This window comes from Mycobacterium sp. ACS4331 (assembly GCF_001667265.1).
Lineage (GTDB): Bacteria > Actinomycetota > Actinomycetes > Mycobacteriales > Mycobacteriaceae > Mycobacterium.
In genome coordinates this window covers 33,743-59,436 of the sequence record NZ_LZHW01000066.1, presented here as the reverse complement: position 1 = coordinate 59,436, position 25,694 = coordinate 33,743, and the positions used below count along the sequence as shown (strand labels likewise).

Genomic DNA, 25,694 nt, shown 5'->3' with positions numbered 1-25,694 from the left:
AGCCTGTCAGCGCCGATGATACTACCCAACTCGGGTGGAAAAGTAGGACACCGCCGAACACACACAGAAACACCCCCACACACGTGGGGGGCGTTTCTATTTCCAGACCCTATTCAGTCGAACAATGTCAGACTGACGGAATTCTTCTCCAATTCGAGCAGTGTGGATTTGCGGTGAATGCCGCCGCCGAACCCGGTCAGGGCGCCATTTGCGCCGATTACCCGGTGGCACGGAACAATGACGGCGATCGGGTTATGGCCATTCGCGAGGCCGACTGCCCGAAATGCCGTTGGTGCCCCGATCTGCTGGGCAATCTCGCCGTAGGTGCGTGTTTCTCCATAGGGAATTGTGCGCAGGGCATTCCATACTTTCCGCTGAAAGGCCGTGCCGGCCATCTCCAGATTCAGGTTGAATTCCCGCAGCTCGCCCGCGAAGTACGCCGCCAACTGCTCCACCGCGTCGGGGAAGGCACGATCGTCGAGTTCCCAGTCGGCCCGATCCGGCTCGTAGGTCTGGTCCACCATTCGCAGATTGGTCAGCACCGGACCGTGGCCGGCCAGGGTCAGGGGCCCGATTGGGCTGTCGATGATGCGATAGCGGGTCATGCTGCCTCCTGCGGTGGCCATTGATTCACGGGATGTTCGAGTGCGGTCCACAGATACTGCGTCGCGTAGGCCCGCCATGGTCGCCAGCGTCCGCTCACGTCTTCCAGTCGTCGGACGTCATCGGTCAGGCCGAGATGCTTGGCTGCGACACGGACGCCGAGATCCGTCGCGGGGAAGGCATCGGGCTCGCCGAGCGCCCGCATGGCGATGATCTCGGCCGTCCACGGGCCGATGCCGGGCAGGCCGAGAAGCTGGCGTCTGGCCCGCTCCCAGTCCGACCCCACGCCCAACGAGATGTCCTGTGCGTTCACCGCCGCGACCAGGGCAACCAGTGACCGCCGCCGACTGGCAGGCATGGCCAGTCGGGAGGGGTCGACCTCGGCCAACTGGTTCGTGGTCGGAAAGACGTGCGTGAGGCCGCCGCCCGGATCGTCGACCATGGTGCCGTGCTCCTGGACCAGGCGAGCGGCCAGCGTGCGTGCGGCCCGCGTCGACACCTGTTGGCCGAGGACCGCCCTGACGGCCATCTCGTTCTCGTCGGGCGTGCGCGGCACTCGCTGTCCGGGCGCCTTCTGCACCAGCGGACGCAGGGCGTCGTCGGCGGAGAGGGCGGCGTCGACGGCTTCGGGATCGGCGTCGAGGTCGAGCATTCGGCGGCAGCGGGCGATGGCGACGGTCAGATCGCGGAAGTCCTCGAGCGTCAGGGTGCATCGGACATGGTCGGGGGCCGGGGCCAGTGCCACTACTGCCGAGCCCAGCGGAAGACGCAGCGATCGCCGGTAGGCGCCGGCCCGCACCTCCTCGACGCCGGGGATCGCGGTGGCGGCCAGGTGGCCGAACACCCCCTCGAACCCGAACGGCACGCGTGCCGGCAGGCGCAGGTGCAGGGAACCCGGTGATGCCGGGCTGACCTCTGCGCCAGCGACGCGGCGGCGCCGCAACTCGGTTGGCGTCACGTCGAACACCTCGCGCACCGTGTCGTTGAATTGGCGGATGCTCGAGAACCCAGCACCAAAAGCCACGTCGCCGAACGGCAGCGCGGTCGTCTCGATCAGCACGCGTGCGGTCTGGGCTCTCTGGGCTCGCGCCAGCGCCAGTGGACCTGCTCCCACCTCGGCATTGAGCAGCCGTTCGAGCTGCCGCGTGGTGTAGCCGAGTTGGCTCGCGAGGCCGCTGACCCCTGCCCGGTCCACCGTCCCGTCGGCGATGAGCCGCATCGCGCGTGCCACCACGTCTCCGCGGACGTTCCATTCCGGCGATCCGGGGGAGGCGTCGGGCCGGCAGCGCTTGCAGGAGCGGAAACCCGCTCTCTGGGCGGCGGCTGAACTGGCATAGAACGCGACATTGCGTGCCAATGGCGTGCGGGCCGGACAGCTGGGCCGGCAGTAGATGCCGGTGCTGAGCACGGCGATCACGAACCAGCCGTCGAAACGTGCGTCCTTGGACTGGACGGCACGGTAACAGCGGTCGAAGTCGTCGTGCATATGTGCCACTCTTGCATGCCGCCGGGAGCGCTACTGGCGGAAATCCGACATGGCGGTTTCTCGGGGCGATATGCGAGGTCATCACCTTCGGCGCCCGCGCCAGGAATGTCGAGCCGCGTCCTCAGGGGGCGGTGTTCGTCGCCTCGATTGTCGAATGGAGTGCGGTCACAACCTCCTCCGTCGAGACCACGCCGTGGGCCAGGAAGGCATAGTTGACCAGGGCGGCCGCGTAGCCGTCACCCCACAGCGGGTGCCGTGGGCCCGCAATGGCGTCGCGGATCACGTAGACCTCGAAGCCCTGCTCGAGGAGATCGCGCAGGTGCGATTCCACGCACATGTTCGCGAGCATGCCGCCCAACAGAACTGTGTTGATCCGCCGCTTGCGCAGCTGGAGAACCAGGTCGTTGGTCTGGGACCCGAACACCTTGTGCGGGCTGACGACGACCGTGTCGGGCGCATTGATGTAAGGCTTGAACTCGTCGAGCCAGTCGGCCCCCGAGCCGGGCAGGCCGTCGAGGTTCAGCGGCCCGGGCCGGTCGAAGGTGCCGGTGCGCAGTTCGTCAGCCTCAAGGGGGCCGTTGAAGAGCCAACGGTGGTCGGTGGGATAGAAGTAGTGCGGCGAGATGAACATCCCGAACGACGCGGCCCGCGCCGCCTCGAAGATGGCGAGCATGTGCGCGACGGTGTCGTTCTCGGTGACGCTGGCTCCGGTCACCGCCCAGTTGCGGCCGGCGGGACTCAGCACGTCGTTCTGTGGATCGATGAACACCACGGCGGTGTCATCCCGGTTCCATTTCATCGGGTCTCCCCATTCATCGAGGGCGGGGTTGCCGCCGAGTGGTCCCTACGATGATGTCGCCGATCGCGGCTGGTGTCTTCGGTGCTCGCCCCCGTCGCGGACTGGCGCTGGCGCCACCGCTGGCCACCTGCTGGCCGGTGGGTGCGGTGCGTGACCGCATGAGACCTGTCGCCAGGTGTTGGGCAGAACCACCACTCTGTCTGTGGGGAGGGGGCCAGTGGTGGACGCCCCGGCCAAGGCGCTGACGACGCGGCGCAGCGTTTGACGGCGGCGAACGAGGCGTCGAATTGGCCGTGTGGCTCGAAACTGAGGCACCCCCAATAGACTTCTGCTGTGGCCGAACTCGTGCAGCGCTACCTCGATGAGATCCTCGCCGGGCATCGTGACGACACGGCGGGGCGGTTGGCCGACTACATTCCCGAACTGACGAAGGTCGATCCGTCCGGCTTCGCGGCCTCGCTCCAGCTGACCGATGGGTTCACCTATGAATCCGGCGACGTGACAACCGAATTCACCATCCAGTCGATCTCGAAGCCCTTCACCTACGCACTGGCCATCCAGCACGCGGGGTTCGACGCGGTCGATGCCCGCATCGGTGTGGAGCCGTCCGGCGAGGCATTCAATGAGATCAGTGTGGACGACCGCACGAAGGCGCCCAAGAACGCCATGATCAATGCGGGGGCCATCGCCGCGGCGTCCCTGGTTCCCGGAGCGAATCCCCGGGAGAGGTTCGACTGCATCCTCGACTTCTACTCGGCGTGCGCGGGCCGCCCGCTCGACGTGGACGAGGACGTCTACCGGTCCGAGAAGGCCACCGGCAGCCGTAACCGTGCGATCGCGTACATGCTGCAGAGTTTCGGCGTTCTCGGCGGAGACCCGGACGAGGCGCTCGACGTTTACACCAGACAGTGCGCCATCAAGGTCACGAGCACCGACCTGGCCCGGATGGCCGCGACCCTGGCCCGAGGCGGGAGGAATCCCGAGACCGGTCGGCGAGTCCTCTCGGGACCGGTGGTGCAGCGCACCCTCGCGGTGATGATGACGTGCGGGATGTACGACGCGACCGGGGACTGGGTGAGCAGTGTGGGGATGCCCGCCAAGAGCGGAGTCGGCGGCGGACTGCTGACGGTGCTGCCCGGTCAGCTCGGAATCGGCGTCTACTCACCACGTTTGGACGACAAAGGCAACAGCGTTCGAGGCGTTGAGGTCTGCCGCAGTCTGTCGTCGCGTCTGGGACTGCACTTTCTCTCGGTCACTCGTGAGTCCCGTTCGATCATCCGCGCCACGCGTGATGTGGCCGCAGGCGTTCGGGTCTACGAACTGCACGGTGACCTGTTGTTCACCGGCGCGGAGCAGGCCTTGCGCACCGTCGAGGAGGACAGCGCGGACGTCGACGTCGCGATCCTGGAGGTGTCCCGGGTCGACGACATCAACGACGTCGCGCGCGGCATGCTCGCGGGTCTGCGGGACACCCTGCGCGGTGCGGGCAAAGACGGAGCTCTGGTGGACCCCGACCACCGAGTGCTCACGGCCGGGAGCGCGAGGGATGTGGTGGCGTACGCGACTGTGGAGGAGGCGCTGGCGGCGGTGCTCGACCGCCGGGGGCGTTAGGCCGGTTGCGCCAGCACGGTCGGCTGGCTGTGTCCGCGCAGTGTCACGGTGTCGCCGAACTGCCAGCGGGCGCTTTCGGTCTCAGTGGCGCCACGCACGGTGTCGGAGGACGCCAGGATGTGTCCCGGCACCGTCTTGGCCAGCTCGCACAGCCGGGCGGCCTCGTTGACCGGTTCGCCGATGACGGTGTATTCGAAGCGTTCGTGGGCACCGACGTTTCCGGCGACCACGGTGCCCGCCGCGATCCCGATTCCGGCCTCGATCTCCGGGACCTCCACCTGAAGACGGGCCGCAATGCTGCGGGCCGCGGACAGCGCCGCGTCCTCCGGGCAGCTGAGGTCGTTGGGGGCACCGAAGACCGCAAGGCACCCGTCGCCCTCGAATTTGTTCAGGAGACCCTCGTGGTCGTTGACCTCGTCGACCACCACCGTGAAGAAGCGGTTCAGCAGTGTCACGACCTCTGCCGCCGCGCGACTCGTGACGAGCCTGGTCGAGCCGATGATGTCGACGAAAATGACTGCGGCATGGCGTTCTTCGCCGCCGAGGTTGACGTCACCGGATTCGGCCGCCGCGGCCACCTCGCGGCCGACGTGCCGGCCGAACAGGTCACGAACCCTCTCGCGTTCCCGCAGTCCCGCGACCATGGCGTTGAACCCGCGTTGCAGCTGACCAAGCTCAGTGCCGTCGAAGACCACGAGATTGGTGTCCAGGTCGCCCTCTTCGACGCGCTTGAGTGCCGCACGCACCACGCGGACGGGGGTCGCGGTGATCCAGGCCGCCACCCACATCAGCACGAAGCCGAAGATCAGGGTGACCGTGGCGGAGATGAGCACCGCGACCGCGAACTGGGTCTGGGTGAGGTTGCGCAGCAGCATCACGAAGAGGGCGATCAGCCCGATGCCGATGACTGGGACGCCCGCGCCGACCATCCACACCGTCATGATGCGGCCCATGATTCCGGGCGCGAAACGTCGGGGTGGATCGCCGGCTTCGAGGGCCTGCGCCGCGACCGGTCGCAGGGCGAACTCGGTGAACAGGTAGGCGAACGTCGCCACCATGACGCCACAGATCCCCACGGCGAACAGGAAACGAGGCACGAACAGGCCGTCGTAGAGGCCGTAGAGCACCGCCATCAGCACCGTGCCGACGCCCCACAGCGCCAGATGCGCGACAGCGATCCGCCAGGGCGCCATGAAGGTGAGACGCTGATCCTCGACCGTGGGTGTGCGCTCCTCGATCGCCCAGCGCAACGAGTTGACCGTCCGGTGGGTGATCCACACGGTGCCGACCGCCAGGCCGAGGGCGACATACGCCGGGGCGACGCCGAAGGTGAGCCACCGCGGGGCGTCGTCGAACACGCTGGGCTGGGGAAAGGCCACCGTGACCAGCAGCAGTGACACCGCCATCCCAACGACGTTGGCGATCAGGATGAACGCCGTGAGGATCGACTGGATCCGGACCCGGCGCTTCTGCGGACCCTCGTTGACGCGGCCGAGCAGCCAGGACCCGTACTCCGAGGTCTCGGGCAACCGCCCGCTTGTCTGCGTGACGCGCTCAAGGAGTCGGCCCAGGCGCTGCGCCAGCGTCGCGTTGGCTTTCATTGGTTTTTCAGAGTAACCCGGTTGCACCGCTGGTCACTTGAAGGCGGGCCACCCCTTAAGGTTGGTCGGGTGCGTCTCGTGATTGCCCAGTGCACCGTGGACTACGTCGGTCGGCTGACCGCTCACCTCCCGTCGGCGCGCAGACTGCTGTTGGTCAAGGCGGACGGTTCGGTGAGCATCCACGCCGATGACCGTGCCTACAAGCCGCTGAACTGGATGAGTCCGCCGTGCTGGACCACTGAGGACACCGAAGGTCCGACGCCGGTGTGGGTGGTCGAGAACAAGGCCGGTGAGCAGTTGCGGATCACGCTGGAAGACGTCGAGCACGATTCGGTCCACGAGCTGGGGGTGGACCCCGGCCTGGTCAAAGACGGTGTGGAGGCGCATCTGCAGGTGTTGCTGGCCGAGCACGTCGAACTGCTGGGAGTGGGCTACACGCTGGTGCGCAGGGAGTACATGACCGCCATCGGACCGGTGGATCTGCTGTGCCGAGACGAGCAGGGCCGTTCGGTGGCTGTTGAGGTCAAGCGTCGAGGGGAGATCGACGGCGTCGAGCAGCTGACCCGCTACCTGGAACTTCTCAACCGCGACAGCCTCATCGCTCCGGTGAGCGGCGTCTTCGCGGCCCAACAGATCAAGCCGCAAGCCCGAACGCTCGCCACTGACCGTGGAATCCGATGCGTGACACTGGATTACGACAAGATGCGCGGACTGGACAGCGACGAGTACCGGCTGTTCTGATGGCCCGCAGACGCGCCAACAAGTGGCAGCTGCCGCATCGGCCACTGGGCATGGCGCCCGATCAGCGCCGGGTCGAGGTGGGCGCCGACGGATACGACTACGAGGTTCGGCCGATCCCCGGTTCGCGGGCGACCAAGACCTATCGCTGCCCTGGATGTGACCACGAAATCCGTTCCGGCACCGCGCATGTGGTCGTGTGGCGAGCCGGCCCGGGGGAGTCCGCGGTCGACGACCGCAGGCACTGGCACACGCCGTGCTGGAGTAATCGGGCCAACCGAGGCCCTACGCGCACCTGGTCCTGACGGGGATCAGTCTGTGCGCGGTGGAGGAGGCTGCGCAGCGGCAAGCGTCCGGGGGAGATGCGTTCAGTGCGCGTCGGCGGAGGGTTCGACGAGTTCGATCAGAACGCCGCCGGCATCCTTGGGGTGGACGAAGTTGATGCGCGAGTCCGCGGTGCCACGCCGCGGGGCTTCGTAGAGCAGGCGTACACCCTGCTCGCGCAGTCGCTCCGACAGCGCGTCGATGTCGCTGGTCCGGTACGCCAACTGCTGCAGGCCCGGGCCCCGGGTGTCGATGAACTTCGCGATGGTCGACTTCTCGTTCAGGGGTGCCAGCAGCTGGATCTGGGCGCTGCCGACCGGTGCGCCCCGCACGCTGAGCATGGCCTCAACCACACCCTGCTCCTCGTTGACCTCTTCGTGCAGCACGATCATGCCGAGGTGGTCGTGGTACCACTTCTTGGCGGCCTCGAGATCGGGAACCGCGATGCCGACGTGATCGATCGCCGTCACCAGCGCGCTGGCGAGGGCAGGACGGGCATCAACCTGATCGGCGGTCATAACGCAAAGGTAACCTAATGACATCAATCGCGCCTATGCCGCAGGTCACAGTGGCCTGAGCATCCTGTTTTGGAGGAAGTCATGACGACGTCAGTCATCGTTGCCGGAGCCCGCACGCCGATCGGCAAGCTGTCGGGATCGTTGAAGGATTTCTCCGGGTCTGACCTTGGTGCGATCGCGATCAAGGGTGCTCTGGAGAAGGCCGGTGTGGAGCCCTCTCAGGTGCAGTACGTGATCATGGGCCAGGTGCTGACGGCGGGCGCCGGCCAGATGCCGGCCCGTCAGTCGGCCGTCGGCGCCGGGATTCCGTGGGATGTGCCCGCCCTGTCGATCAACAAGATGTGCCTCTCGGGCATCGACGCCATCGCGCTGGCCGATCAGCTGATCCGTGCCGGTGAGTTCGACGTCGTGGTGGCCGGCGGGCAGGAGTCGATGACCAAGGCGCCGCACCTGCTGCTGGACTCGCGCAACGGGTACAAGTACGGCGACGTCGTGGTCAGGGACCACCTGGCCTACGACGGCCTGCACGACGTCTTCACCGATCAGCCGATGGGTGCGCTCACCGAGCAGCGCAACGATGTCGACAAGTTCACCCGGGCCGAGCAGGACGAGTACGCCGCGGTCAGCCACCAGAAGGCCGCCGCCGCGTGGAAGGACGGCGTGTTCGCCGACGAGGTCGTGCCCGTTGTCATCCCGCAGCGCAAGGGTGACCCCATCGAGTTCACCGAGGACGAGGGCATCCGCGCCAACACCACCGCGGAGTCGCTGTCGGGCCTCAAGCCCGCGTTCCGCAAGGACGGCACCATCACGGCCGGGTCGGCCTCGCAGATCTCCGACGGCGCGTGTGCGGTGGTCGTGATGAGCAAGGAGAAGGCCATCGAGCTGGGGCTGGACTGGCTGTGCGAGATCGGCGCCCACGGTGTCGTCGCGGGCCCGGACTCCACCCTGCAGTCGCAGCCGGCGAACGCGATCAAGAAGGCCATCGCGCGCGAGGGCATCACTGTCGACCAACTCGACGTCATCGAGATCAACGAGGCGTTCGCCGCCGTCGCCCTGGCCTCGACGAAGGAACTGGGTGTCGACCCGGCGAAGGTCAACGTCAACGGCGGCGCGATCGCAGTCGGACATCCGATCGGTATGTCGGGCGCACGCATCACGCTGCACGTCGCTCTCGAACTCAAGCGGCGCGGTTCCGGCTACGGCGTCGCCGCACTGTGCGGGGCCGGCGGCCAGGGCGATGCGCTGGTCCTGCGCGCGGGCTGACAACTACAGCCGGTAGTAGCCAGCCGCCGGGTTCGGCACAATGGTTGCTGTGGAAACTGCGACGACAAGCTCCTTCGACCTCCGCAGCACCGCGGGACGCTTCCGGCTGATCGCCTTGGCCGAGGCGATCAGCTGGGTTGGCCTGCTGGTCGGGATGTACTTCAAGCACCTCTCGGCTGCCGGCAACGAGATTGGCGTGAAGATCTTCGGGCCCGTCCACGGGGCGGTCTTCGTCGCCTTCCTCGGTGCGGCACTGCTGGCGGGGATCGCGTTCAAATGGAGCCTCTGGACGTGGCTGATGGCGTTGCTGGGAAGCATTGTGCCGCTGGGAAGCGTGATCTTCGTCATATGGGCCGATCGGACGGCCAAGCTGGGTGAATCGCGCGCGGCTGCGGCCGGTCAGCCGGTCGCCGCCCAGACAGGCGGGCCGGTTCCCGAGACGACGTGACAGACTTGTCTGCGTGACACGACCGCGTTCTTCAGGTCCTGCTGGTCTCGCGATGGCCGCCTCCATGGCCGGCGCCGTCGATCTGTCCGGCCTCAAACGGCCACCGGCCCCCGCCGGCGGCACCGGCGAAGGCGCCGCATCGCCGCCCGGGGTGGTCGAGGTGACCGAGGCCAACTTCGAGGCCGAGGTGCTCGTCCGCTCGGGGCAGGTCCCCGTCGTCGCGGTCATGTGGTCGCCTCGAAGCGACTCCTCGGTGCAGCTCGTCGAGGTGCTGGCCGCGCTCGCGGAGCAGGACAACGGCAGGTGGGCGTTGGCCGCGGTCAACGTCGACACCACCCCGCGGGTGGCGCAGGCGTTCGGCGTTCAGGCGATTCCGACCGTGGTCGCGCTGGCCGCGGGCCAGCCGCTGGCCAACTTCCAGGGCATGCAGCCGCCGGAGCAGCTGCGCCGGTGGATCGACTCCCTGCTCGATGCGACCGCCGGCAAGTTGGCCGGCGCACCGGGCGAGGACGCCGAACAGGTCGACCCGGCGCTCGAGCAGGCGCGCGCACACCTCGAATCCGGCGACTTCGACGCCGCGAAGGCGGCCTACGAGGCGATCCTGGCGGCCGATCCGGGGCATCAGGAGGCCAAGGGCGCGGTGCGCCAGATCGACTTCCTGTCCCGTGCCACCGGGCATCCCGCCGACGCCATCGCGGTGGCCGACGCGGATCCCAACGACATCGACGCGGCCTTCGCGGCCGCCGATGTGCACCTGCTCAACCAGGACGTCGCGGCGGGTTTCGACCGCCTGATCGCCCTGGTGAAGAGGACCGCCGGCGACGACCGCGCCCGAGTGCGCACGCGGCTCATCGAACTGTTCGACCTCTTCGACCCCGCAGACCCGGACGTGGTCGCGGGCCGGCGCAATCTGGCCAACGCCCTTTACTGATCCGTCGTGAACGCCAGGTGGGTCAGCGCGGAGTTCATGAAGTCGCGGAAGTGCAGCCACCGTCCGTCCCGCAACGTGATGATGTGCGCGAACTCCGATTCCCATTCCTGACCGGTCTGGAGACGGCGAAAGCGTTGTCGTCCCCAGGCCGCCAGTTCGTCGCCCTGTGCGATGAACTTCCACGCCTGCATGTCCACGATCTCGATTGATGTACCGACAGCGGTGAAGAACTTCACCGCCTCGTCGACGCCGCGGTAGTCCCCGGCGTACGGGATGGCATCGGTCCCGTAGTAGGTGATGCGGATCTGAGGGTCAAGCAGACCCAACGCACTGTCGAGGTCGCCGGCCAACACCGCGGCGTAGATCGCCTGTGTCGTGGCGATGTTGGTGTGTTCGACGGTGGTGCTCACCGGACCATCCGCAACGGCAGTCGGACGTAGGCGTGGGTCAGCAGGCTGGCGGTCTGCTTGTCGCCGGGATCGTCGGTGAGCTCAATCGTGGTGTACCGGTCCAACACCGCGTTGAGCACCGCGGTCACCTCGAGGCGCGCCAATGGCGCCCCCAGGCAGAAGTGCACGCCATGGCCCAACGAGAGTTGTTGTCGGCTGTTCGCCCGATCGAGGTCGAACCGGTCCGGGTCGGCGAATACGGACGAGTCGCGATTGGCCGCGCCGAAGAACAGTGCGACCCAGTCGCCGCGACGGATGGTGGCCCCGTCCATCTCCACATCGCGGGTGGCGATCCGGAACAGCCGCTGCGGCGGGCCGTCGAGCCGCATGGTCTCATCAATGAACGCGGGCAGAAGTGACCGGTCGGCCCTGATGCGGTGTGTCACCTGCGGTTCGCGTGCCAGCGTGTGCAACAGATTGCCGATCAGATAGGTCGTCGTCTCGGTGCCGGCCACCACCAGCGTCACGCAGAACCGCACGATCTCCTCAGGGCTGAGGCGCTGACCGTCGACCTCGGCGCGCAGCAACGCCGAAATCAGATCCTCGGCGTCGTCGACACCCCCGCTGGGAGCGCACGCCGCCAGTTGAGCTGTGTGCTCCACCAGTCGGGCAGTGAAGGCCTCGACCATTTCCTGGTTGCTGGCCATCCGCTCCTCCGGTGCGAGGTCGGATGACAGCATGAAGGCATTGGCCCATCGCTTGAACCGCACGTGGTCGCCTTCCGGCAGGCCGAGGAGGCGCACCATCGCCCGCGCAGGCACCTCCGCGGCGAACTGCATGACATCGACGATGTCGCGGTGCGCGGTGCGGTCCAGTTCTATGAGCAGCTCGGGAACCAAGTCACTCAGCCAACCCTCGAGGCGTTTCACCCGTCGCGGTGAAAAGGCCTGGCCGATCAGCTTCCGCTCGGCGGTGTGGTGCGGAGGGTCGGTGTTGACCAGCATCAGGCTCGGGGCGCTGGAGGCTTCTTGAATCGGGTCGCGGGATGAGAACGTCTCGTGGTCGCGCGCTGCGGCGAAGACCTGCTCGTACCGGAACAGCGCCCATGCGGTGACCGGCTCATCTGCGCCCGGCACCGTGCCTGGAGGCCAATCCCGGTAGCCCGCGACGGGCGAAGTGGCGCGCAGACTGTCGTACAGCGGATACGGGTTCGCGATTCCCTCGGGGGACGTCAGCATCGCCAGGGCGGATTGGGTGGTTGATGGCATGTGGATCAGCCTGTCGGCGCTCGGAGCGTGGGTCGATCCCCCCTCGGAGCACACTTGGTCCCCCGTCCGGGTGGATTCGGCTCCGGCCCGGGAATTCCGGTGGGACGATCGGTCAGCGATGACCACCTTTGATCGACTGCCGGACATCCCGGGCCCGACGGCGCTTTCCGACGGCGGCCACCCCGGCTGGAACTCCCGCGCGCCGCGACCGACCCCCGGGCAGCGCCGCTATCTCGAGGCCTGCGACCAGGGCACGGTCGAGGCCGGTGATGATCCGCGACGGGCCGTCGCCGACGCCGTGGACGCCCACGCCGCAGCGATACGCGGTGTGCTCGAAGGGCTTGGGGACCTGCAGTCCCTGGCTGCGCTGGAGGCGGTGTTGGACCTGTCGCTGTTGGAGCGTGAACTCCTCGAGGACGATGCCCGGCGGCGCACCGTAGCCCTGCTCCGGGTTCAGGAGGCGCTGAGCAAGCTGCGGGCAGTCGGTGCTGTCGACGCGATTGTGGACCGCGCGCCGCGCGAACTGGTCCAGTCCTGCGGCTTCGATCGAGCGGTGTTGTTCCGGGTGCACGAGGGCCGAATGGTCATGGAGGCCGCCTATTTCGGCGAGGATGAAACGGGTGCGGAGAAGATGGTCGCGTTCGCCCAGTCGGTGGCGCCCCCGCTCGATCACATGCTGCTCGAAACCGAGATGATCCGCCGGCGCGCGCCCGCCATCGTGCGCGATGCCCGCAATGATCCGCGGGTCAACCGACCCATCGTGGACTTCTCACTGACCCATTCGTACGTGGCCGCGCCGGTGATGCCGACCGGCCAGGTGATCGGGTTTCTGCACGCCGACCGGCTGTACTCCGGCCAGACCGTCGATGAGATCGACCGGGACATCGTGTGGGCTTTCGCCGAAGGATTCGGCTACGCATTTGAGCGCACGGTGCTGTTGGAACGGATGCGGCGTCAGCAGGCCGAGGTGCGGCGCGCGCTGGCTTCCGCGGAAGAGGCGGCCAAAGCCCTCCAGGACGCCGACCTGGACCTGCGCAAGGTGGAGCCGGTGGAGCAGAGCCCAGCGGCCCGGCTCCTGGCCGAGCCCCAGTCGGGGATCCATACCGTGCTGACGCGACGCGAGGTGGAGGTTCTGCGGCTGATGGCCGCAGGACGAACCAATCAGCAGATCGCCGTCGAACTCGTCATCTCGATCGGGACGGTCAAATCCCACGTCAAGCGGGTCCTGCGGAAACTGCATGCCACCAATCGCGCCGAGGCGGCGTCCACCTACGTGCGGATGGCCAGCCAACCCGAGTCCGGGTGGCCCGGAGGCACCTGAGGGGTCACCCGGGTGCCCCTCAGACGCCCGTCACTCGGGCGCCAACCAGATCGCCGAGGTCGGCGGCAGCACCAGCGCGGCTGACGCGGGGCGGCCGTGCCAGGGATCCGGGGTGGCCTCGACTCCGCCGAGATTGCCCGCGCCCGCACCGTCATAGATCGTCGCGTCGGTGTTGAGCACCTCCCGCCAGCGGCCCGTGTGCGGCAACCCGACCCGATAACTGCTGTGCTCGGACCCGGCGAAGTTGAACACGCACGCCAGCACCGAACCGTCGCTCGCGAAGCGCAGGAAGCTCAGCACGTTGTTGCCGGAGTCATTGGCGTCGATCCAGGAGTAGCCCTCGGGTTTGGTGTCCTGACTCCACAGCGCCGGCGTCTGAAGGTAGATCGCGTTGAGATCGCGCACCATGCGCTGGATGCCGGACGAGAAACTGTTCTCGTCGAGTTGAAACCAGTCCAGCCCGCGTTCCTCGGACCACTCGGCGCGCTGCCCGAACTCCTGGCCCATGAACAGCAGCTGCTTGCCCGGGTGGGCCCACTGGTAGGCCAGCAGGCTGCGCAACCCCGCGGCTTTGACGTGGTCGTTGCCCGGCATCCGGCCCCACAGCGTGCCCTTGCCGTGCACGACCTCGTCGTGGCTGATCGGCAGCACGTAATTCTCGCTGAACGCGTACAGCATCGAGAACGTCATCTCGTGGTGGTGGTAGCTGCGGTGGATCGGGTCACGCTTCATGTAGTCCAGCGTGTCGTTCATCCAGCCCATGTTCCATTTCATGGAGAACCCGAGCCCGCCGAGGTTGGTCGGCCGGGTGACGCCCGGCCAGGAGGTGGACTCCTCGGCGATGGTGACGATGCCGGGGGCGGTGCGGTGCACCGTGGCGTTCATCTCCTGCAGGAACTGGACCGCTTCGAGGTTCTCCCGGCCGCCGTAGATGTTCGGCGTCCAGCCGCCCTCGGGGCGTGAGTAGTCGAGGTAGAGCATCGAGGCCACGGCGTCGACCCGCAGGCCGTCGATGTGGTACTCCTGCAACCAGTACAAAGCGTTGGCCACCAGGAAGTTTCGCACCTCAGGGCGGCCGAAGTCGAAGACGTAGGTGCCCCAGTCGAGTTGTTCACCACGCCTGGGGTCGGCGTGTTCGTAGAGCGGAGTTCCGTCGAACCGGCCCAGAGCCCACGCGTCCTTGGGGAAGTGGGCGGGCACCCAGTCGACGATCACGCCGATGCCGGCCTGATGCAGTCGGTCCACCAGATGCCGGAAATCGTCGGGACTGCCGAACCGTGAACTGGGTGCGTAGTACGACGTGACCTGATAACCCCACGAGCCGCCGAACGGGTGCTCGGCCACGGGCAGCATCTCGACGTGCGTGAAGCCCTGGGCCACCACGTAGTCCGTCAACTGGTCGGCCAGTTCGCGATACGACAGGCCGGGCCGCCAAGAGCCCAGGTGAACCTCGTAGGTGCTCATGGGCTCGAACACCGGGTTGCGCTGCGGTCGCTGCCGCATCCACTCGTCGTCGGACCACACATACTCGCTGGCGAACACACGTGAGGCCGTCTGCGGAGGCACCTCGGTGGCGAACGCCACCGGATCGGCACGGTCCACCACGCTGCCATCCGCGCCGTGGACGCGGAATTTGTAGAGCCCGTCTCGGGGGAAGTCCGGCCAGAACAGCTCCCACACGCCAGTGGAGCCCAGTACGCGCATCGGCGCGTCCGTGCCGCTCCAATGGTTGAAATCCCCGATCAGGCTGACGCCCTTGGCATTCGGAGCCCACACGGCGAACGACACGCCCTCGACCACGCCGTCGGCCGTGGTGAAGGACCTTGGATGGGCGCCGAGCACCTCCCACAGGCGCTCGTGGCGGCCCTCGGCGAACAGATGGAGGTCCACCTCGCCCAGCGTGGGCAGGAAGCGGTAGGCGTCGGCGCTCGTCGGGCCGTACTCGCCTCCGTCTTCTGTCGGGTAACCGACCTCCAGTCGGTAGTCGATCAGATTCGTGAACGGCAGCGCCACCGCGAACAGCCCGGAGTCGATGTGCTGCAACGGGTGTCGCTCACCACCGATCAGTGCGGTGACCTTGGAGGCATGCGGACGGTACGCACGGATCACGGTGTGTGTGTCGTACTCGTGCGCGCCGAGCACCGAATGTGGATCGTGGTGCGTACCCGCGACCAGGCGATGCAGGTCGGATGGGTCTGGGGCGAGGTGCTTGCTGATGATCTCGGTGCCAGTCACCGGAAGACTCCTCTCATTCCCGGCGCAGCAGCACAGCGCGGCTGTCGGCCGGGATCAGCGGCATGTTCACGATGTGCGCCACGGCGCGGGCCGGATCGATGCGAATGTAGTTCGCCTGGCCCCATTGGTATTCCTCTCCGGTGATCTCGTCGCGCACCCAGAACCGGTCGTAGTCGTGCTTGCCCAGCGCCGCCATGTCCAGCCACAGGGTGGCCTCCTCGGCGCCGAACGGGTTGAGCGTCACCACCACCAGCACACAGTCGCCGGTGATCGGATCGAACTTGCTGTAGGCCAGCAGCGCGTCGTTGTCGATGTGATGGAACCTGATGGTGCGCATGTCCTGCAGTGCGGGATGCAGCCGCCGAATCTCGTTGAGCCGCGTGATGAACGGCTCCAGCGACTCTCCCCGCGCCAGGGCACCCTCGAAATCCCGCGGTCGCAGTTCGTACTTCTCGGAGTCCAGGTACTCCTCGCTGCCTTCCCGGACTGACTGATGCTCAAACAACTCGAAGCCGGAGTAGACGCCCCAGAGCGGACTCAGCGTCGAGGCCAGCACGGCGCGGATGGCGAACATCCCCGGTCCGCCGTGCTGCAGGCTCGCGTGCAGGATGTCGGGAGTGTTGACGAACAGGTTGAGGCGGGCCTCGTCGGCATGCTCGGCGATCTCCTGGCCGAACTCGGTGATCTCCCACTTCGCCGTGCGCCACGTGAAGTAGCTGTACGACTGGGTGAAGCCGAGTCGGGCCAGGCCGTAGAGGCGGGCCGGTCGGGTGAACGCCTCGGACAGGAACAGCACGTCGGGATCGATCCGTTTGACCTCGGCGATCAGCCAGGCCCAGAAGTTCGGCGGTTTGGTGTGTGGGTTGTCGACGCGAAACACCTTGACGCCGTGTGAGATCCAGTGCTTCACCACGCGCAGCACCTCGTAGTACAGGCCCGCGGGATCATTGTCGAAGTTCAGCGGATAGATGTCCTGGTACTTCTTGGGCGGATTCTCCGCGTAAGCGATGGTGCCGTCGGGAAGTTCGGTGAACCACTGGCGGTGGTCCTTGGCCCACGGGTGGTCGGGCGCGCACTGGAGCGCAAGATCCAGTGCCACCTCCATACCGAGATCCTTTGTGGCTGAAACGAAGTCATCAAAGTCGTCGATGGTGCCCAAATCCGGGTGGACGGCGTCGTGGCCGCCTTCGGCGCTGCCGATCGCCCAGGGCGAGCCGACATCGCCGGGGGCTGCGGTGACGGTGTTGTTGCGGCCCTTGCGGTGCACTCGGCCGATCGGATGGATGGGCGGCAGATACACCACGTCGAAACCCATCTTGGCGATCCGGGGCAGTGCCTTGGTGGCGGTGGTGAAGGTGCCGTGCCGCGGTTCGCCGTCGGCGTTCCAGCCGCCGGTCGAGCGCGGGAACATCTCGTACCACGATGCGAAGCGCGCCGCGGGGCGGTCGACCCAGATCCCGAACGGCTCGCCGCGGGTCACCAACTCACGCAGGGGATGGCGGGCCAGCAGCGCGGTGACCTCGTCGGACAGTGCGGGGGCGGCACGTTCGGTCGGGTCGCCCGGTTGACGGAGCGCCGCGGCCGCCTCGATCAGTGGATATCGGTTCTGCCGCGGCACGCCCCCCGCAGCGCGCTCCAGCAGTTGGGCACCGACGAGCAGGTCATTCGACAGTTCGGTCTCGCCCTGACCGGCCTCCAGTTTGGCGACGACGGCGTGCCGCCACGTCGTGATCGGGTCGCCCCACCCGTCCACCCGGAACGTCCAGAGACCGACCGCATCGGGCACGAACTGACCGTGGAACACATCGGGGGTGCGGCCCGGACCCATCGGCAACTGCACGGGCTTGCGGCGCGCGGGTGCTGCCGCGGCGGCGGGACCGGGTGGCTCGGGGGCGTCGGCCGGTGCCGCGGGGCCGGTGACCAGCTTGGGGTAGGTCGTTCCGTGGTAGCGCAGCACCAGCGTCGCCGCCACCGCGTCGTGGCCCTCGCGCCACACCGTGGCGCTGATCGGGACGACTTCACCGACGACCGCCTTTGCGGGAAACCTGCCACCGGATACTGCGGGGGCGACATCGTCGATCTCGATGCGACCGGGCACTCGAGCGCTCCTTTTAGTTTCGGCGTTCTGGTGGTCGTGTCCTGTTGGTGATATCCACTTCCGCCTCACTTCACACCGTAGTGGTGATCGACGGCGGTGGAGCGGCAAGCTGAGCGCAGCGGACCGCACGGCCGCCCGACGTCAGTAAGCTCTGAACGTGTGAAAGCACTCCGCAGGTTCACAGTCCGTGTCCATCTGCCGGAGCGGCTCGCAGCGCTCGAGCAGCTTTCGGTCAACCTGCGCTGGTCGTGGGACAGGCAGACGCAGGATCTGTTCGCCTCGATCGATGAGGCCCTGTGGCAGCGCACCGGCGGTGACCCCGTGGCCCTGCTCGGCGCGGTCAGCCCCCAGCGCCTCGACGAGCTCGCGGTCGACCGGGACTTCCTCGACCGGCTCGACGTGGTGGCCGCCGACCTGCGGGAGTACCTGACCCAGCCACTGTGGTACCAGCAGCAGCCCGAGGGACAGATGCCCACGGGCATCGCGTACTTCTCGATGGAGTTCGGCGTTGCGACCGTGCTGCCCAACTACTCGGGCGGGTTGGGCATCCTGGCCGGCGATCACCTCAAGTCCGCCTCCGACCTGGGGCTGCCGCTCATCGCTGTCGGCCTGCTCTACCGGTCCGGCTACTTCCGCCAGTCGCTGACCGCCGACGGGTGGCAGCACGAGAACTATCCGGCGCTGGATCCGCAGGGCCTGCCGCTGCGCCTGCTGGCCCACGCCGACGGGAGCCCGGCCCTGGTGGACCTCACGATGCCCGAGGGTGCGCAACTGCGCGCCCGGATCTGGGTCGCTCAGGTCGGCCGTGTGCCGCTGCTGCTGCTGGACTCCGACATCCCCGAGAACGAGCACGACATGCGTGCCGTCACCGACCGCCTGTACGGCGGCGACCAGGAGCACCGCATCAGGCAGGAGATCCTGGCCGGTGTCGGGGGAGTCCGGGCGATCCGCGCGTTCACCGAGATCGAGAACCGCCCGGCGCCCGAGGTGTTCCACATGAACGAGGGTCACGCCGGATTCCTCGGTGTCGAACGGATCCGCGAGTACATCGCCAGTTCGGGTCTGGACTTCGAGACCGCGCTGACGGTGGTGCGTTCGAGCACGGTGTTCACCACCCACACTCCGGTGCCCGCGGGCATCGACCGGTTCCCGACCGACATGGTGCGGCGGTACTTCGCCGATGGCCGGCCCAATCCGCTGCTGCCCGGAGTCCCGCTGGAGCGGGTGATCGAGTTCGGTGCCGAGGACGACCCGGGCAAGTTCAACATGGCCCACATGGGGCTTCGGCTCGCGCAGCGCGCCAACGGTGTCTCGCTGCTGCACGGCGAGGTCAGTCGCGAGATGTTCAACGAACTGTGGCCGGGCTTCGACGCGGCGGAGGTGCCGATCGGGTCGGTCACCAACGGCGTGCACGCGCCCACCTGGGTCGCGCCGCCGTGGATCGAGTTGGCGCGCGAGGTCTTGGGTGACTCGTTGAACGAGCTTCGCGACCCGGCCACCTGGCTGCGACTGCAGGAGGTCGACGCCGAGAGGTTGTGGCGCATCCGTTCGCAGCTGCGGGCCCAGTTGATCGCGGACGTGCGCGACCGGTTGCGCCGATCCTGGCTGGAGCGAGGCGCAACCGAGGCCGAACTCGGCTGGATCGCAACGGCGTTCAGCGAGGATGTGCTGACCATCGGGTTCGCCCGCCGCGTCCCGACCTACAAGCGGCTCACCCTCATGCTGCGTGACCCGAAGCGGCTTGAAGCGCTGCTGCTCGACGAGGACCGTCCCGTCCAACTGATCGTCGCGGGCAAGTCGCATCCCGCCGATGACGGCGGTAAGTCGTTGATCCAGCAGGTGGTGCGGTTCGCCGACCGGCCTGAGGTGCGGCACCGGATCGCCTTCCTGCCCGATTACGACATGTCGATGGCGCGGCTGCTCTACTGGGGCTGCGACGTCTGGCTGAACAACCCGCTGCGCCCGCTCGAGGCCTGCGGAACCTCGGGCATGAAAAGCGCGCTCAACGGGGGCCTCAACCTGTCCATCCGAGACGGTTGGTGGGACGAGTGGTACGACGGCGAGAACGGTTGGGAGATCCCGACCGCCGACGGAGTCGCCGACGAGGCACGGCGCGACGACCTGGAGGCCGCCGCACTCTACGACCTGCTCAGCAGCGCGGTGACGCCCCGGTTCTACGACCGCGACGCCGACGGCGTGCCGATCCGCTGGGTGGAGATGGTCCGCCACACCCAGCAGGTGCTGGGCCCGAAGGTGCTGGCCTCGCGCATGGTGCGGGACTACACAGAGCAGTACTACGCGCCCGCGGCGCAGTCATTTCGGCGCACCGTGGGCACCTCGTTCGAACCGGCACGGGATCTGGCCGCCTACCGCGCCAAGGTGTGGGCGGCCTGGCCGAAGGTGACCATCACCGAGGTTGACAGCTCGGGACTGCCGGACACCCCGGTCCTCGGTTCGGAGCTCACCCTGACCGCGACGGTGCAGTTGGCCGGCCTGCGGCCCGAGGAGGTCCAGGTGCAGGCCGTGCTGGGCCGGGTCGACGGCACTGATCTGCTGATCGACCCGGAGACCGCACCCATGACGCACACCGGCACCACCGACGACGGAAGCGCGGTCTTCTCGACCACGGCGCCGCTGCCGGTGGCCGGCTCGGTGGGCTACACCGTCCGGGTGCTTCCGCACCACCCGCTGCTGGCCTCGGGCGCCGAGTTGGGTCTGGTGCGGCTGGCGTGAGCAGTGCCCTGACCGTCCCCCTCCGGGGTGGACCGTATGCGTTGGCGGCCGGACCCGACGGCCGCATGTGGGTCACCCTCGCGCACAGCGGCGAGATCGCCGCGGTCGCCGCCGACGGTGCCGCGACGGTGTTCCCGGTGGCGCCCGAGGCGAAGCCGTCCCAGATCGTCGCCGGTGCGGACGGGGCGATGTGGTTCACCCGAAACGGGGATGGGCACATCGGCCGGATCAGCGTCGACGGCACGCAGAGCTCCTTCCCGCTGAGCGAAGGCAGCACCCCCTACGGTCTGGTCAACGGCCCCGACGGCTGCGTGTGGTTCACCGAGACGACCCAGGGCGGTATCGGAAGGATCACGCCCACCGGTGAGGTCTCCACGGAACTTGTGGTGCGCGGCTCGCCGTCGATGATCTGCTGCGGGCCGGACAACGCGCTGTGGTTCACCCTGAACACGGGGAACGCCATCGGTCGCCTGGACCCGCGCGGCGACTACACCGTCCGAGAGGTGCCGACCCCCAACGCCGGGCCTGTCGGCATAGCCGCGACGCACGACGACGCGGTCTGGTTCACCGAGATCCGTGCCGACAAGCTGGGCCGAATCCCCGTCGACGACGCGATGCAGGAGATGCCCCTGCCGGGGCGACCACATGCGGTGTTGGCGGACCCCTCCGGCGGGGTGTGGGTGAGCCTGTGGGCCGGAGATCAGCTGGCGCGGGTCACTGCCGAAGGCGAGATCACGACGTTCGACCTGCCCCCGGGCAGCGAGCCGCACGGGTTGGCCGTCGGCCCCGACGGGGCGGTGTGGGTCGCGCTCGAGTGTGGCTTCGTCCAGCGGCTGCCCGTCTGACTCGACCAACCTTCTTTCCGGCACGGTGTGGCGGCGAGGTAAGTTCCCCGAAAAGGGGTGTCGACGGTCACGTTGCGCGACGCGGTGTGACTGGGTTCGACGCTCGGGGAGAGGCGAATTGTGATCCGCGTTCATCGAGCCGCGGCGGCCGCGGCCGGCGTCCTGTTGCTCACCGTCAGCATGCCGTCCGCCGGCGCTGACCCGGAGCCCGCACTGGAACCGGCCGCCGAACCCGTCGCCGCAGAATCCGCGGCGGCCGATCCTGTCGCCGCCGAAGCAGGGGCGGCCGATCCCGGGACGGTGATCGAACCCGCCGCGGCCGTGGACGACGGCGCCGTCGTCTCCAACCCGCCAGCCACGTCGACCGCGCCCGATGGTTGGACCCTGACCGTGGGCGCCAAGGACGAGTTCATCAGGCCGGTCGCACCGCTGACGACGGCGCTGTCGTCGCGCGACTACGAGGTGCGCGGGGTGTTCAACGGGTCGGCCGTCGGGCCCGACGGTGGTGGCGAAACCCCCGAAGGAGTCCTCGAAGTCGGCTATCAGATCGGCTGCGGCATCGACATGAGCACGTCCAACGGCGTCTCGTTGACCGGCAGCGTCGGCGTCACCCCGTCGATCGGCCTGCTCGGCATCGACAGCAACGGCATCGGCATCGACGGCGTGGCCCCAGTACTGTCGACGCCGGTCAGCGGTGGCATCGCGATCGGCCTCAAGCCCGGCATCGTCAACATCGTCCCGGTCACCAAGAAGGAGTACCGCGGTTCAGAACCGTGGGTGTCGATCAACGGATTCCACATCAAGATCGACGGCTGTGTGGGGGAGTCCTTCATCCGTTCCTACGCGGTGCTGACCCGGTCGACCGACGTCTCCGACGCCATCCAGGCCTACTACGGCACCACCAAGAAGGTGTGAGACCTACGGGAAGCGGCGCAGGCAGCGCTCCTGATCGCCGAGCACGCCGGCGCGGAACGCGTCGATCCGCGAGAACCCTGCCGGTACGGTCTCGCCATTGACATCGCTGGCCGCCAAACCGTTGATCAGCAGGCCGGCCACCGCCTCGTCGACATCACCCGCGGTGAGCGCGATCGTGTTGCCCGCGGGCGTGTTGACCCGTTCGGTGAGCATCGTGGTGGCCACACCGGTCAGGCACGCCGTCCGCAGACCGGCTTCGGCACTGTCGAGCTCCAGACCGCGCTCGTTCTGCAGTGCCAGCACGTACCGGGACATCAAGACCGAGTAGGCCGAGTTGTCGCCGGAGAGCATCGCCGACTGATCGTCCTGGTCGCGCGGTGAACCCATCTCCTGAAGCCCCGGCAGGTCGACGGCGATGGTGTTGGTGCTGGGACAGTAGGAGACCGGCGGGCTCGGACGGGCGTCCTGGCAGGCCGACGCCCGGTCGGCGTCGAAGGTCAGCGTCGGCGGGTTCTGCGGTGAGAACTTGGCGTTCATCGCGTCGATGAACGCCGTCACAGACTCCTCCGAGACCGCCCACTCGCCGGTCTCGCCGCCCGCCAGAGCGACCGGCAGGTCGCCGCGCCGCTGCGCGACCTCCTTGGCGTCGATCGACGCGCATGCGGACGGCCCGTCGGTGAAGCCGAACTGGAAGGCCGAGATCCGTTCGAACGCCGAGCCGTGTTCGTCCTGGGCGGCACCGAAGGACCGGTCCTCCTCGGTCAGCAGGGGATCGCGGAACGAGATCATGCTGACCAGCAGATTGTTCAGGCCGTCGCCCGTACTGAGGGTGAAGCGGTCGGAGTTGTCCTCGGCCACCCAGCGCATGTAGGCGCCTGAGAAGCAGTCCGCCTGCTGTTCGGCGACCAGCGTGGAGACGTTGCGCTTGTTCAGCCGAGCCTGCTTCTGCACCGAATGCCCGTACTCGTGGGCCAACACCATGGTGATGGCCATATCGCCATGGGCGCGCCGCAGCGCGGGGAACAGTTCACCGCGGTCCCACCCGATGGTGTTGTCGACGGGGCAGAACGCGGCGTTCACGAGTCCCGCGGTGAAGTCACCACAGAAGTTCATGGCGTAGCCGCGCGAGTCCCACGACACCAGTGCGCTGACGGGCTTGAACGCACCGGGGAACGTCTCGCTGAACGCGGTGTCCCAGTACTGCTCGATATCGGTGACCGACTGCGCCGCGATCTGGTCGATCTTGCCGCCGTCGGACTCCTCGACATTCCGCCCGTTGAGGCTGATGCCGCTGCGCAGTCCCGTGGGCCCGTCCACGGCCTGCATCCCGGCCACCTTGAACGGATCGGCGTACACCGAGACCGCACTGCCCTGCACCACCGTCGAACACGAGGCCAGCAGTGTGGCGGTGGCGGTCACCGCCACGCCCGTCGCAAGTACCCGCAGCACCGTCGGCAACCTCCCCGATCCATGGCGCAGCGACGCCCCGACTGCGGCCAGACTAGTGGTCGCAGGCCTCACTCGCCGTCGATCGCGGCGCGCAGTCTGGTGAGGGCCTTGCGGACCTGCTGCGGATCGGTGGTCGCCCAGAACGGCGGCAGCGATGCGCGCAGATAGCCGGCGTATCGCGCGGTGGCCATCCGGGAGTCCAAGACGGCGACCACACCGCGATCATCAGCGCGCCGCAGCAGGCGTCCCGCGCCCTGCGCGAGCAGCAGCGCGGCGTGACTGGCCGAGACGGCCATGAAGCCGTTGCCGCCCCGCGCCGACACGGATCGCTGACGCGCGGTCAGCAGCGGGTCGTCGGGACGCGGGAACGGGATCCGGTCGATGAGCACCAGGGACAGCGACGGGCCCGGAACGTCGACGCCCTGCCACAGCGACAGGGTGCCGAACAGGGACGTCGCGTGGTCTGAAGCGAACTGCTCGATCAGCGTCGCCGTCGACTCCTCGCCCTGGCACAGCACCGGCGTGTCGAGCCGCTCGCGCATGGCCTCGGCGGCCGCTCGGGCGGCCCGCATCGAGGAGAACAGCCCGAGCGTCCGGCCCCCGGCGGCGGTGATGAGTTCTTCGATCTCGGTGAGCTGTTCGGTCGAGCCCGTGCCGTCGCGTCCGGGTGGCGGAAGGGTCTTGGCGATGTAGAGGATGCCCGACTTCTGGTGCTCGAACGGCGAGCCGACGTCGATGCCGCGCCACTTGGGCGCGGGCGCCGCGGGCGCGGGCTGTTCACCCTCGGCCGGGTCGTTTCGGCGCGCGGTCAGCCCCCAGGCCCCGGCCATCGCCTCGAAGTTGCCGCCGACCGTCAGCGTCGCCGACGTGAGCACCGTGGTCGTGGTGGCGAACAGGCGGGTCCGCAGGAGCCCGGCCACCGACAGCGGGGCCACCCGCAGCACTGGGCGCACCGACCCGCGGTTGTCCTCGTGGTCGAGCCAGACCACGTCGTAGCGCTCGGTCAGCGGCGGCCCGAACGACTCCAGGATTCGGGCGGCGGTGTCGTGGATGTCGGACAACGCGGTGACGGCCTCGGCGCGGGCGGCGGCCGCCTGCGGGTCGCCGGGGGTCGGGTTGATGTCGGCCCGCGCGTTGTGCGCGGCGTCGCGCAGCGCCGTCAGATACGTCGCCAGCTCCTCGTCGAGATGGTCGATGCGGCCCGGTTCGGCGTCGTGGATCGCCGAGACGAACGTCGACGCCGCGGCTTCCAACCGGGTCGACAGTTCCGGGCCGATGAGCCGACTACTGCGGCGCTGCGCTGCGGTCAGCACCGCCGACGTCAGTTCTCCGGTGGCCACCGACGTGACCCGGTCGACGAGTTCGTGCGCCTCGTCGATCACGAGCAGATCATGCTCGGGCAGCACCGAGGCGTCGGCGATCGCGTCGATGGACAGCAGTGCGTGGTTGGTGACGACGACATCCGCCGTCCCCGCGATCGCCCGCGCGCGCTCGGAGAAACAGTCGGTGCCGAATGGGCAGCGCGCCACTCCGATGCATTCGCGGGCCGAGACGCTGACCTGCGACCATGCCCGCTCGCTCACCCCGGGTTTGAGTTCGTCGCGGTCACCGGACGTCGTCTCCGACGACCAGGCGGTGAGACGCTGCACCTCGCGGCCCAACGCTGAGGCGGCGAACGGCTCGAACAACTCCTCCTGCGGTGCGCCCTCCTCAGCCTCTCCCGCGGCGCCGTTGTGGATCTTGTTGAGGCACAGGTAGTTTCCGCGTCCCTTCAGCAGCGCGAACCGCGGCTTGCGGGGCAGTGCCGCGCTCAGCGCGTCGGCCAGGCGGGGCAGGTCCCGGTCCACCAACTGCCGCTGCAGGGCGATCGTCGCGGTGGACACCACCACGGGTCCGGCCTCGGCGTCGCGGACTGCGACCGCGATCGAGGGGACCAGATAGGCCAGCGATTTGCCGGTCCCGGTCCCGGCCTGGACCGCCAGGTGCTCACCGGTGGCGAAGGCGTGTGCGACCGCCTTGGCCATCTGGACCTGGCCTTCGCGTTCGCTGCCGCCGAGCGCTGCCACAGCAGTGCTCAACAACTCCACGACTCGGGCCTGATCGACTCGGCTGGTCATGC

Annotated in this window: 21 protein-coding genes; 10 read left to right on the top strand and 11 right to left on the bottom strand. The window is 68.0% G+C overall.

The features are described from left to right. Positions 1-113: 113 nt before the first annotated feature. The 3 genes from A5727_RS15820 to A5727_RS15810 form a co-directional block, all read right to left on the bottom strand. Positions 114-605 carry a methylated-DNA--[protein]-cysteine S-methyltransferase gene (locus tag A5727_RS15820; RefSeq protein WP_068251199.1) on the bottom strand — a complete coding sequence of 164 codons (492 nt, stop codon included), beginning with the start codon at positions 603-605 and terminating at the stop codon, positions 114-116. Beyond that, positions 602-2,089 carry a DNA-3-methyladenine glycosylase 2 family protein gene (locus A5727_RS15815; RefSeq protein ID WP_068251158.1) on the bottom strand — a complete coding sequence of 496 codons (1,488 nt, stop codon included), beginning with the start codon at positions 2,087-2,089 and terminating at the stop codon, positions 602-604. Before A5727_RS15815 ends, A5727_RS15820 begins: the two co-directional genes overlap by 4 nt. Before the next feature lie 121 nt (positions 2,090-2,210). Then, positions 2,211-2,888 carry a cysteine hydrolase family protein gene (locus A5727_RS15810; protein WP_068251153.1) on the bottom strand — a complete coding sequence of 226 codons (678 nt, stop codon included), beginning with the start codon at positions 2,886-2,888 and terminating at the stop codon, positions 2,211-2,213. A 333-nt stretch (positions 2,889-3,221) separates the two neighbouring features. Here A5727_RS15810 and glsA point away from each other — a divergent pair, with 333 nt between their 5' ends. Next, a complete protein-coding gene (glsA, locus tag A5727_RS15805; RefSeq protein WP_068251146.1) occupies positions 3,222-4,499 on the top strand; it encodes a glutaminase A in 1,278 nt (425 codons plus the stop codon). Here the strand turns inward: glsA and A5727_RS15800 are convergent. Further along, positions 4,496-6,100: an adenylate/guanylate cyclase domain-containing protein gene (locus A5727_RS15800; protein ID WP_068251144.1), complete on the bottom strand. Its 1,605-nt coding sequence runs from the start codon at positions 6,098-6,100 to the stop codon at positions 4,496-4,498. The genes glsA and A5727_RS15800 overlap by 4 nt on opposite strands. 69 nt (positions 6,101-6,169) lie before the next feature. Between A5727_RS15800 and nucS the strand changes: the two genes are divergently transcribed. Together nucS and A5727_RS15790 are read left to right on the top strand one after the other, a co-directional pair. Then, positions 6,170-6,841: an endonuclease NucS gene (gene nucS, locus A5727_RS15795; RefSeq protein ID WP_068251142.1), complete on the top strand. Its 672-nt coding sequence runs from the start codon at positions 6,170-6,172 to the stop codon at positions 6,839-6,841. Beyond that, positions 6,841-7,143, top strand: coding sequence for an Rv1322 family protein (locus A5727_RS15790; protein WP_068251141.1), 303 nt, complete (start codon positions 6,841-6,843; stop codon positions 7,141-7,143). The genes nucS and A5727_RS15790 overlap by 1 nt, the downstream gene beginning before the upstream one ends. Before the next feature lie 63 nt (positions 7,144-7,206). On the opposite strand, the gene mce is transcribed toward A5727_RS15790, so the two are convergent. Beyond that, positions 7,207-7,680, bottom strand: a complete 474-nt coding sequence (gene mce / locus A5727_RS15785; protein WP_068251138.1) for a methylmalonyl-CoA epimerase — start codon at positions 7,678-7,680, stop codon at positions 7,207-7,209. 81 nt (positions 7,681-7,761) lie between these two features. Between mce and A5727_RS15780 the strand changes: the two genes are divergently transcribed. The 3 genes from A5727_RS15780 to A5727_RS15770 are packed head-to-tail and all read left to right on the top strand — an operon-like array spanning position 7,762 to position 10,322. Continuing rightward, a complete protein-coding gene (locus tag A5727_RS15780) occupies positions 7,762-8,943 on the top strand; it encodes an acetyl-CoA C-acetyltransferase (protein ID WP_068251135.1) in 1,182 nt (393 codons plus the stop codon). A 49-nt stretch (positions 8,944-8,992) separates the two neighbouring features. After that, entirely contained in the window at positions 8,993-9,391 is a 399-nt protein-coding gene (locus A5727_RS15775; protein ID WP_231992088.1) for a DUF3817 domain-containing protein, read from the top strand. A 13-nt stretch (positions 9,392-9,404) separates the two neighbouring features. Beyond that, positions 9,405-10,322, top strand: coding sequence for a tetratricopeptide repeat protein (locus tag A5727_RS15770; RefSeq protein ID WP_157521402.1), 918 nt, complete (start codon positions 9,405-9,407; stop codon positions 10,320-10,322). On the opposite strand, the gene A5727_RS15765 is transcribed toward A5727_RS15770, so the two are convergent. Next, the gene (locus A5727_RS15765; RefSeq protein ID WP_082949836.1) at positions 10,316-10,732 is read right to left on the bottom strand and encodes a nuclear transport factor 2 family protein; all 417 of its coding nucleotides are present in this window, start codon (positions 10,730-10,732) and stop codon (positions 10,316-10,318) included. The genes A5727_RS15770 and A5727_RS15765 overlap by 7 nt on opposite strands. After that, positions 10,729-11,979, bottom strand: coding sequence for a cytochrome P450 (locus tag A5727_RS15760; protein ID WP_068251129.1), 1,251 nt, complete (start codon positions 11,977-11,979; stop codon positions 10,729-10,731). Before A5727_RS15760 ends, A5727_RS15765 begins: the two co-directional genes overlap by 4 nt. 118 nt (positions 11,980-12,097) lie before the next feature. Here A5727_RS15760 and A5727_RS15755 point away from each other — a divergent pair, with 118 nt between their 5' ends. Further along, entirely contained in the window at positions 12,098-13,300 is a 1,203-nt protein-coding gene (locus tag A5727_RS15755) for a LuxR C-terminal-related transcriptional regulator (protein WP_068251189.1), read from the top strand. A 30-nt stretch (positions 13,301-13,330) separates the two neighbouring features. Here A5727_RS15755 and glgB read toward each other — a convergent pair whose 3' ends face one another. Both glgB and A5727_RS15745 read right to left on the bottom strand, forming a co-directional pair. After that, the gene (gene glgB / locus A5727_RS15750; protein ID WP_068251126.1) at positions 13,331-15,535 is read right to left on the bottom strand and encodes a 1,4-alpha-glucan branching protein GlgB; all 2,205 of its coding nucleotides are present in this window, start codon (positions 15,533-15,535) and stop codon (positions 13,331-13,333) included. 13 nt (positions 15,536-15,548) lie between these two features. After that, the gene (locus A5727_RS15745) at positions 15,549-17,633 is read right to left on the bottom strand and encodes an alpha-1,4-glucan--maltose-1-phosphate maltosyltransferase (protein ID WP_068251123.1); all 2,085 of its coding nucleotides are present in this window, start codon (positions 17,631-17,633) and stop codon (positions 15,549-15,551) included. A 159-nt stretch (positions 17,634-17,792) separates the two neighbouring features. Between A5727_RS15745 and glgP the strand changes: the two genes are divergently transcribed. From glgP to A5727_RS15730, 3 genes are all read left to right on the top strand, one after another. Further along, a complete protein-coding gene (gene glgP / locus A5727_RS15740) occupies positions 17,793-20,366 on the top strand; it encodes an alpha-glucan family phosphorylase (protein ID WP_068251120.1) in 2,574 nt (857 codons plus the stop codon). Next, the gene (locus tag A5727_RS15735; RefSeq protein WP_068251117.1) at positions 20,363-21,211 is read left to right on the top strand and encodes a Vgb family protein; all 849 of its coding nucleotides are present in this window, start codon (positions 20,363-20,365) and stop codon (positions 21,209-21,211) included. The genes glgP and A5727_RS15735 overlap by 4 nt, the downstream gene beginning before the upstream one ends. Before the next feature lie 123 nt (positions 21,212-21,334). Further along, positions 21,335-22,126, top strand: coding sequence for an MspA family porin (locus A5727_RS15730; RefSeq protein WP_068251187.1), 792 nt, complete (start codon positions 21,335-21,337; stop codon positions 22,124-22,126). Between the two features lie 3 nt (positions 22,127-22,129). Here the strand turns inward: A5727_RS15730 and A5727_RS15725 are convergent, their stop codons facing one another. After that, positions 22,130-23,575 (bottom strand): neutral zinc metallopeptidase, encoded by a 1,446-nt coding sequence (locus tag A5727_RS15725; protein ID WP_068251114.1) that lies wholly within the window; start codon positions 23,573-23,575, stop codon positions 22,130-22,132. A gap of 68 nt (positions 23,576-23,643) precedes the next feature. After that, on the bottom strand, positions 23,644-25,692 hold the full coding sequence (locus tag A5727_RS15720; protein ID WP_068251111.1) for an ATP-dependent DNA helicase: 2,049 nt from the start codon (positions 25,690-25,692) through the stop codon (positions 23,644-23,646). Positions 25,693-25,694: the final 2 nt, after the last annotated feature.

Excerpts from the sequence above, each read along its gene's own strand:
- A5727_RS15820 (WP_068251199.1), bottom strand. The coding sequence starts at position 605 with ATGACCCGCTATCGCATCATCGACAGCCCAATCGGGCCCCTGACCCTG.
- A5727_RS15815 (WP_068251158.1), bottom strand. The coding sequence starts at position 2,089 with ATGCACGACGACTTCGACCGCTGTTACCGTGCCGTCCAGTCCAAGGAC.
- A5727_RS15810 (WP_068251153.1), bottom strand. The coding sequence starts at position 2,888 with ATGAAATGGAACCGGGATGACACCGCCGTGGTGTTCATCGATCCACAG.
- A5727_RS15800 (WP_068251144.1), bottom strand. The coding sequence starts at position 6,100 with ATGAAAGCCAACGCGACGCTGGCGCAGCGCCTGGGCCGACTCCTTGAG.
- A5727_RS15790 (WP_068251141.1), top strand. The coding sequence starts at position 6,841 with ATGGCCCGCAGACGCGCCAACAAGTGGCAGCTGCCGCATCGGCCACTG.
- mce (WP_068251138.1), bottom strand. The coding sequence starts at position 7,680 with ATGACCGCCGATCAGGTTGATGCCCGTCCTGCCCTCGCCAGCGCGCTG.
- A5727_RS15780 (WP_068251135.1), top strand. The coding sequence starts at position 7,762 with ATGACGACGTCAGTCATCGTTGCCGGAGCCCGCACGCCGATCGGCAAG.
- A5727_RS15760 (WP_068251129.1), bottom strand. The coding sequence starts at position 11,979 with ATGCCATCAACCACCCAATCCGCCCTGGCGATGCTGACGTCCCCCGAG.
- A5727_RS15755 (WP_068251189.1), top strand. The coding sequence starts at position 12,098 with ATGACCACCTTTGATCGACTGCCGGACATCCCGGGCCCGACGGCGCTT.
- A5727_RS15720 (WP_068251111.1), bottom strand. The coding sequence starts at position 25,692 with ATGACCAGCCGAGTCGATCAGGCCCGAGTCGTGGAGTTGTTGAGCACT.